Here is an 8,163-nt window from a genome sequence, read left to right on the forward strand (position 1 = left end):
CCGTACCTTTGCACTGTGTTTTTCATAGTATTAGATTTAAGGTTAACAAAGGTTGGAGTACAGCGGTACTCCTTTTTTTATGTCCATACGTTTGGAATATCCTCGTATGTATATTCCCCAAAAGAATATCGAAGTAAACTATGCTACTATTAAAAAGTATGTGGAAAATAGCCCCTTCTTCACTCCTAATCACCGTACTTGGTGATCGGAGAACTGAGGAAGGGGATTTTTATCTATCAGATATTCCGGTTTATCAGATATTACCGGACAGTTTTTTCAATCCTTTCAATTCCGCCTTATCTTTCACCTCCATAATGCTAATGGCATAACCACCACCCGGAGCCGCTTTCAAATTCAGCACGGTCTTAGGAGAAACAATCCCTTTGCGGATTACGTAAGCCTGCGGATTTGTTTTATAATCAGCATCCTTTGCGTCCGCATAAACAGTAGCTATATACTGTTTATCAGCATCCAGAAAATCCAGTTTCAGAGTAGAAGCATGTCCCTGCTCACTGCTGGTACAACCTATAAACCAATCATTCGTACCTTTCGCCTTACGGGCAGCCGTGATATAGCGTCCCGGTTCTGCTTCCAGATATCGGCTGTCATCCCAATCCAGAGCCACATCCTTAATGAACTGGAAAGCATCCAGAAAGCGTTCATAGTTCTCAGGCAGATCGGCTGCCATTTGCAAAGGGCTGTACATCGTGACATAGAGTGCCAACTGACGCGCCAATGTAGAGCTTACATGAGCGTGACTATTCGGATTCAGTTTATTCATATCCATTTCAAAGACACCCGGCGTATAATCCATCGGTCCGCCTTGCAGACGGGTAAAAGGAAGAATGGTCGTGTGGAAAGGCTTGCTGCCTCCGAAAGCTTCATATTCCGTACCACGGGCAGATTCATTTCCTATCAGGTTCGGATACGTACGGCATAAACCAGTGGGGCGTACAGCCTCGTGGGCATTCACCATAATCTTATGCTTGGCAGCTTCGGTCACGGCATACAGATAATGGTTATTCATCCACTGCCCATAATGATATTCGCCGCGCGGAATGATATTGCCCACATAACCGCTTTTCACGGAATTGTAACCGTATTGATTCATCAAGTCATAGGCAGCCTCCATGTGGCGTTCGTAGTTGCGTGCGGAAGCCGATGTCTCATGATGCATCATCAGTTTGACACCTTTGGAGTGAGCATACTCATTCAGGTATTTGATGTCAAAATCAGGATATGGAGTGAGAAAGTCGAAAACATAATCTTTGCTGTTACCGAACCAGTCTTCCCAACCGGTATTCCAGCCTTCTACCAATACCTGGTCGAAACCATGCTCCGCAGCAAAATCAATGTACTTCTTTACATTCTCCGTATTGGCGGGGTGAATACCATTCGGTTTCACTTTCGTATAATCCGTTTCATCCAGTTTTACGGAAGGAAGATCAAATGTATATGCCCACGGCTTGCCTGCCGCAATCATTTCCCACCATACGCCTACATACTTCACAGGCTTAATCCAGGAAGTATCCTCATACTTGCAAGGATCATTCAGATTCAGTATCAGATTGGAAGCCAGCATTTCACGGGCATCATCACTGACTATCACCGTACGCCACGGAGTGTGACAAGGTGACTGCATATACCCTTTATCGCCCTGTGCATCCGGTGTCAGCCAGGATTCAAAGATAAGGTTCTTATCATCCAGATTCAGATGCATGCACGAATAATCCACCAAAGCAGCTTCATGGAGATTGAGATAGATTCCGTCAGCTGTTTTCATCTGGAGGGAAGTCTGTACACCTGTCGGCGAAAACTGGTTTTGTGACGCATTATCAGTAATGGCTCCCTGCATCAAACCACGAATTTCCGAAAGTTTGGATTCCGTATAATCATATTCCTGAGTATCGTAATCACCGGGAATCCACCAGGCGGTATGATCGCCCGTCATAGCAAACTGGGTATGTTCGTCCTTAATCACGAAGTAAACCAGATTCTTCTGTTGCGGAAACTCATAACGGAATCCTACACCATCATCATATACACGAAAACGAAGGTTCATATAACGATCCGTGGCGGGCTGTTTCAATTCAACCAGCAATTCATTGTAATGATTACGAATATCTTTCGTCTCTCCCCACACCGGTTGCCAGATTTCGTCGAAGGTAGAGGTAGAAGCTTTCAGGACTTCAAAACCATCCAGCAGATTATTGGCATTCTTCAATTCCAGTCCCAAGGTACTGGGCTTAATCACGGATTTTCCTTTATACTCCACCTGATAGGTTGGAGCGCCATTCTTTGATAATTCAAAATCCAGCTTCACTTGGCCCGAAGGAGACGACACTCCTTCCGCTTTCCCCGCTAAGGCAAAAAGAAGACAAATTGCACTAAGCATTAACTTTCTCATAACTATACTTTTTATGGTTGGTATTAATAAATAAATTCAATCGTGTGTTTCAGCCCGTCATCCGGCAATCTCAACATACAAAGATTCTGTTTCTTATCCGGACACCATGCAGTAACCTTGAACTCCGTTTCCATTCCTTCATTCAGTTTTTCCGTTTTCATCTTCCTTACTTTCTGTCCGTCAATAAGCGCTTCCTTCGGCATCTGCCCGGTATAAATGCAAAACATCAGGTTACGTTCTCCCGGAAGGGCATACTTCTCTCCCGCCCTTTCCCCGATTTCGAGCACATATCCCTTTTCCGTTGTCCGGCAAGATACAGGAGTACGCATAAATTCCCCACGCTGATACCCCAGATCAGTTCCTGCATCTTCATACAGGGAAAAAGACGTTTCATCGCCCGCCGCAGCCGGAAATACCTCAAATGTAATCGGATAAACCGCTTTCTCATCCGTATAATTCATCACAGGCATCTGAGGGATGATACTTCCTTTCCGCACAAACATAGGAATGGTATTCAACGGAGCATTTGTCGTAGTCCACTGTTCGCCGCTATATTCCGTGCGCTTGTCATTATAATCAATCCAAGTACCTTCGGGCAGATAAACATTCTTATTAGTTGCCCCCTTCTTCACCACCGGAGCTACCAGCAGTTCGCTACCAAATATGAATTGTGCATCCGTAGAGACTGTTTCCAAATCCGCCGGATATTCCATAAACATAGGGCGCATAATCGGCAAACCCGTTTCATACGCTTCGCGGGCATAAGTATAAATATAAGGCAGTAAGCGATATTTCATTTCTATGGCAGCTTTAACGTTCTTCTCCGCTTCCTCCCCAAAAAGCCACGGTTCTACCGCCACATCTCCTTCATGGTGAATACGGCTCAGAGGATTAAACGCTCCCAACTGTACCCAACGGGTATAAAGTTCCGCCATAGCGGGATAATCTTCAATATCCCCGCAATAACCGGAAATGTCACATGCTACGAAAGGAATCACACCCAGTCCGGCAGATAAAAGTACCGGGATCTGATTAGCCATCTGTCCCCAGCCTTGCAACACATCATCTCCATTGCCGCAATCTCCGGTCCAGCCGAAGGTGTAACGTTGCAGTCCTGCATAGGCGGCACGTGTCATCTGGAAGACACGAAGATCCGGATTCCGTTTCTCAAACTGTTCTTTTACCACCTTGTCCCAAGTCAGACCATACACGTTATGAATTTCATCATGCATACCCAGGTGGTGTTTCATTACAAGACGTTCCGTTTGTTCCTCATTGCTCCAGGCAGGTTCACCCATATCCGTCCAGAAGCCGGCAATGCCGTCATCTATCGGTTTCTGCTGATAAGCTCCCCACCAGTCCGCCACTTCGGGAATGGTAAAGTCCACCACACCGCAGTTGCCACCCCACGGCCAAGGCATATCATAGCTCTTACCCGTAGTGGAGTCTTTCACCAGATAACCCAAGCGGTCCGCTTCTTCCCATTGTTTTTTATTAGCCTGAGAGATAACCGGGTCTTGCGAAACAATCACTTTAAAGCCCATCCCTTTCAGGTCGGCAAGCATCTTCTTCGGATTCTGATAGTTTTCTTTCCGCCAGTTGAAGTCCTGTAAGTATTGTGTCCAGCCTATATCCTGATAGATGATATCGCAAGGAATACCACGCTTACGGTATCCTTCGGCTATTTCATAAGAGAGCTTCTCGGTAGTCAGCAGGCCGCGGCATTGTGCAAAGCCCAGCGCCCACTTCGGAGGCATGATGGGTTGTCCGGTCAATGCGACATACTGTTTCATGATTTCCTTATAATCCTTACCGAAGATAAAATAGTAAATCATCTCCCCACCAGGAGCTTCAAAGCTGTAATAATCACGGCTTTCAGTGCCGAATTTGAATTCTGTCTTATACGTGTTATCCAGAAATATACCATAGCGATAACTGCTCATAAAGAAAGGGATACTCTTGTACAGGGGATCTTCCACAACGCTGTAACAAGGTTTATCACTGTTCCACATCTTATAAGATTCACCTCGGCGGTCCAGCTTGCCGGTCTTTTCACCCAAACCGAAAAAATGCTCATCCCGGCGCAAGGTCTTATACTCCACTTTACGCTCTCCATCGCTGATATGCCCCTTGTCGGCATAGTCGCTGAACAAGAGCTTCTGATACTTGTCGAATATCTGCAAACTGAACGGAGCCTTGTTGATGCGGATACGCAGTTTAGGCGTAAATATCTCATAGCAGGCATTCTGTTCGTCCACCTGGACAGTGCCTACATCTTCCAATTCTTCATTAATCACCGCAAAAGAAGGATTTCCCCGCTGCAACTTACCGTCCGGCGAAAACCAGACGCGCACAACGGAGGGACTGCAAAGTTGCAACTGCACAGCCGAATTATCGTCTAAATGAAACGTAACGTCTCTTCCTTCCTGCGAATAAGAAGTACAGTTTCCCGTTACATTTCCGCCATATAAGTGCGGAGACAGGCAACACAGTATTAAAAATAAATATATATATTTTCTCATGGTTCTATATCTTTTATAATTTATTCCATTACAATCATGCTCCAATATTTCAGCGAAGGAAGCGTAAAGGTTATCGCTCCGTCTTTCTGTTCAAAAGCTAATTCCTGCGAAGCTCCGGCATGTGCATCGGGAGTAGCCACCCACACTTTGCTCACTTTCCCCGCAACATTCAGCTTCAAGGGCACTTTAGTTACCAACCGTGGTTCGGGCATTGTCCCGTTCAGGTCTCTCCAACTTAAACTGTTTGCACTAAGGAAGTTCAGCAGATGAACCACCTGTTTGCCGTTCACCCTTCTGGCGAAAGAAGTAATGGCTGATTTCTGTGGCGGCCAAGTGTTCAGATTCAGATTTTTGCTTGCATCCGTACATACCAAAGTTACCTTCTCCTCCTCCCCTCCATCGCGAAGAAGATTCTGATAAGCAGTCATAAAGTCATAATAGCGCACAACAGCCGTCTTCAAAGCATCACTCATCCGCAAACGGGTATTTGGAAAATATTCACTACACAACATGTGGTCGCCTCCCAACTCCAAGTGCGAACCTCCCAGAGCAAACATCACCGCATCCGTCAGCAAGATTCCCGGCATATTGAACTCACCGGAACCTTTTTCATAATTCATATAAGCCGCAAATACCGTCTTCAATGCCTGATTTCCGTACTGATGGTTCGCTTTCAGGATCGTATATAAATCAGTAAAATCAGCTTCATCCCCCCAAACTTCATTATACAGGAAATCCACTTTCCCCGTACCTGCAATTTGGGATGCACCATAGCTGCTTACTGCATTCATCACCAAGCGCTTATCAGGATGTTTCCCCTTCATAGCTTCAATAAACGAAACATAAGTCTTAGGCAGATTCACCTTATTCCCCTTGTAATCATAGCGGTCGCCACGATTTCCCAACTGGTCTATCTGATAGCCGTCAAAGTCAAGATTGGCATAGACATCATCGTTGCGCTGGGCAATATATGCCTGCCATTCGGCATTACCCGGATCGAGCAAATAGATATTGCTTTTCCAACTGTCGGGCAATGTATGCGCATCCTTATCCGTATGTCCTGTACCTTTAAAGATGTACCACTCTTCTTTCACACCGTCACCTGCTGCATCATCGAGCGCACCGAAACAAAGATTATAGAACATCGCCTTCATTCCAAACGAGTGCTGAATTCGGATATAATCCTTTACCGACTGTGTATAGATATCCCGGTTGGCAATGTCCTTATATACCGCATCGAGATGTTCACGCGTACCGCCTAATGGCCAGTGGTGCTTGTTGTGCCAATCCTGAAACTGCACACCATTGATATGGCAACGGTTCAGAAAAGCCATTTCCTCCTGAATTTTACTTTCCGTTTTAGAAGCGTCGAAGGTGGCGACAAAGCCATAACGCGGAAAGCGTGTCCAATCGCTGGATACATCGACGGCAATAGTACCGAGAATGACTTCCGTACCGTCTTCTTTAGTGCGATAGACATCCGCCAGATATCCGGTGAAATCCGTTGCAGGGGCAGTCCACGTCCAGGAACTGCCTGCGACTGCCTGTTCGGAGATTACCTTGTTCAAAGTACGGTAACGTATCTTTGCTCCCGCAGGCAGGGCATCGGCTGTGAAGGAAACGGTTTCACCCGGTTTGTAACAAGCCTTGTCAGTAGTCAGGTTCACGGTTAAATCGGAGGTAACGGGAGTGACATCAGTCACTCCTCCGGTTTCTCCTCCACCGCCGTTACCACCGCCGGTTTCATCATTGTCTTTGCTGCACGAAGCCAAAAAGAACATGGCAGCCATTGCATAAATTATATATTTCATCGTTTCACTGTTTTACTATCGAAATAGTCTCTTCCAACTGATTCAGAGTAATCTTATAAGAACCTGCCGTCGTAATCTTCCATTTCAGGTCGATACCTCCAATCATTACATCCAGGTATTGAGCTTTGAAAGCATCGCTGGCCTTATCCAGGAACAACATCGGTTCCGTCTCGCCCGAAGGCTGCTTATCAGCTACGGTCGGCATAAACCAGGCACCGTTCCAGTCCTCTTTCTTATCACAGGTCAGCTTCAACTCACCCACGTTCAGTACACCTTGCCAGGTAAATACATACGGATTATCCGTGGCCTGCATCGGCGTGGCATCTCCAATGCTCCATCCCGCAGGCGCAGCATCCCCTACCATATAAATCATCTCATAAGGAACAAATTCGCTCATCATCATGCGCTCTTTCCCTGCACGGATATCGACACATATCTTATAGGCCTTACCACATTCGGCATCTTTCAGCACCCATTTATTGTCAGGATCGAACCCTTTCACAAATACCATTTCCGTATCGGTGTAAGCGGCATTGGCATTCTTTGCTTTATACATGCTCTCCCAGCTTCCTTCCGAAGTTCCGAACTTGAATTCCCCGCCCTGGCCTGCATCAAACAAACGGGCATAGCGGAACAGGAACGGATCGAGCACATCCTTTTTCATCGGCACAAATCCCCAGTCGTTCATACCTCCAACGAAATAAAGCTGATCGTAAGCCGGTCTGAGGTTCTCGGTCTGAGTCAGTGTGATAGCACCGGTAAACAGGTTCGCTTCAACAACATAGTTGAACTCTTCTTCAATCGTAAACGATTCGTCCGGCTGATCGGCACTGGTACGAAGCACCAGTTTTCCGTCAGTTCCTTTGTTGTACGACGGCAAGAAAGCCCCCAGCGTAGTGATAAACTTAAAGGAACCCGCAGTCATTTTTCCCGTCCATGTAAATATACCATTGTCTTTCCGGGTCATTTCCGTTGCATCGTCCGCACTCCAACCGCCGGGAGTGGCATCACCTATCAGGTAAAGAGTGGAAGTCAACGGTTTGTAGGCAGTGACACTAAAAGAAGTGGTGGTCACTTGCGTCTCTTCCCGATCCGTTACTTTGGCTGTCAGGCGTGCTTCCAAAGAGATGTTTTCAGTAGTTTCCGCACCAAAATGCTCACGAAGGATGTTATTCAATTCCTCCACGTTCTTCTTCCAGGTATATTCCTGCACGACGTTCTCCAAAGCCACATAAGGAGCGGCAAAATTACTGCCCGCCTTGGCAAGTTCCAGTGTATAGGAAATCTTATTTCCCGTACCATAATTCGTGCCCGTTGTCCAAGAGAGTTCCAGGGCATCATCACCATGCGCCTGTTCGTTCAAAACGACTTCCGTGTTGCTGGTGGAAAGCGCCAGTTCATTGTGCCCCTTGTCCAGTTCCAT

The 8,163-nt window shown here is 46.4% G+C and carries 4 protein-coding genes; all 4 read right to left on the reverse strand.

Annotation, left to right across the window (positions count from 1 at the left end):
• Positions 1-253 precede the first annotated feature (253 nt).
• Complete coding sequence (locus BACCELL_RS21885) at positions 254-2,407, reverse strand: glycoside hydrolase family 97 protein (RefSeq protein WP_007214272.1); 2,154 nt, start codon at positions 2,405-2,407, stop codon at positions 254-256.
• A 23-nt stretch (positions 2,408-2,430) separates the two neighbouring features.
• On the reverse strand, positions 2,431-4,929 hold the full coding sequence (locus tag BACCELL_RS21890; RefSeq protein ID WP_044154185.1) for a glycoside hydrolase family 31 protein: 2,499 nt from the start codon (positions 4,927-4,929) through the stop codon (positions 2,431-2,433).
• A 20-nt stretch (positions 4,930-4,949) separates the two neighbouring features.
• Complete coding sequence (locus BACCELL_RS21895) at positions 4,950-6,740, reverse strand: endo-dextranase (protein ID WP_007214274.1); 1,791 nt, start codon at positions 6,738-6,740, stop codon at positions 4,950-4,952.
• Between the two features lie 4 nt (positions 6,741-6,744).
• Positions 6,745-8,163, reverse strand: a 1,419-nt coding sequence (locus BACCELL_RS21900) for a SusE domain-containing protein (RefSeq protein WP_007214275.1), incomplete at its 5' end; no start/stop codon positions are given.

It is taken from the genome of Bacteroides cellulosilyticus DSM 14838 (genome assembly GCF_000158035.1).
Lineage (GTDB): Bacteria > Bacteroidota > Bacteroidia > Bacteroidales > Bacteroidaceae > Bacteroides > Bacteroides cellulosilyticus.

What these genes read in the sequence shown, in the direction of transcription:
- BACCELL_RS21885 (WP_007214272.1), bottom strand. Translation starts at nt 2,407, where the DNA reads ATGAGAAAGTTAATGCTTAGTGCAATTTGTCTTCTTTTTGCCTTAGCG.
- BACCELL_RS21890 (WP_044154185.1), bottom strand. Translation starts at nt 4,929, where the DNA reads ATGAGAAAATATATATATTTATTTTTAATACTGTGTTGCCTGTCTCCG.
- BACCELL_RS21895 (WP_007214274.1), bottom strand. Translation starts at nt 6,740, where the DNA reads ATGAAATATATAATTTATGCAATGGCTGCCATGTTCTTTTTGGCTTCG.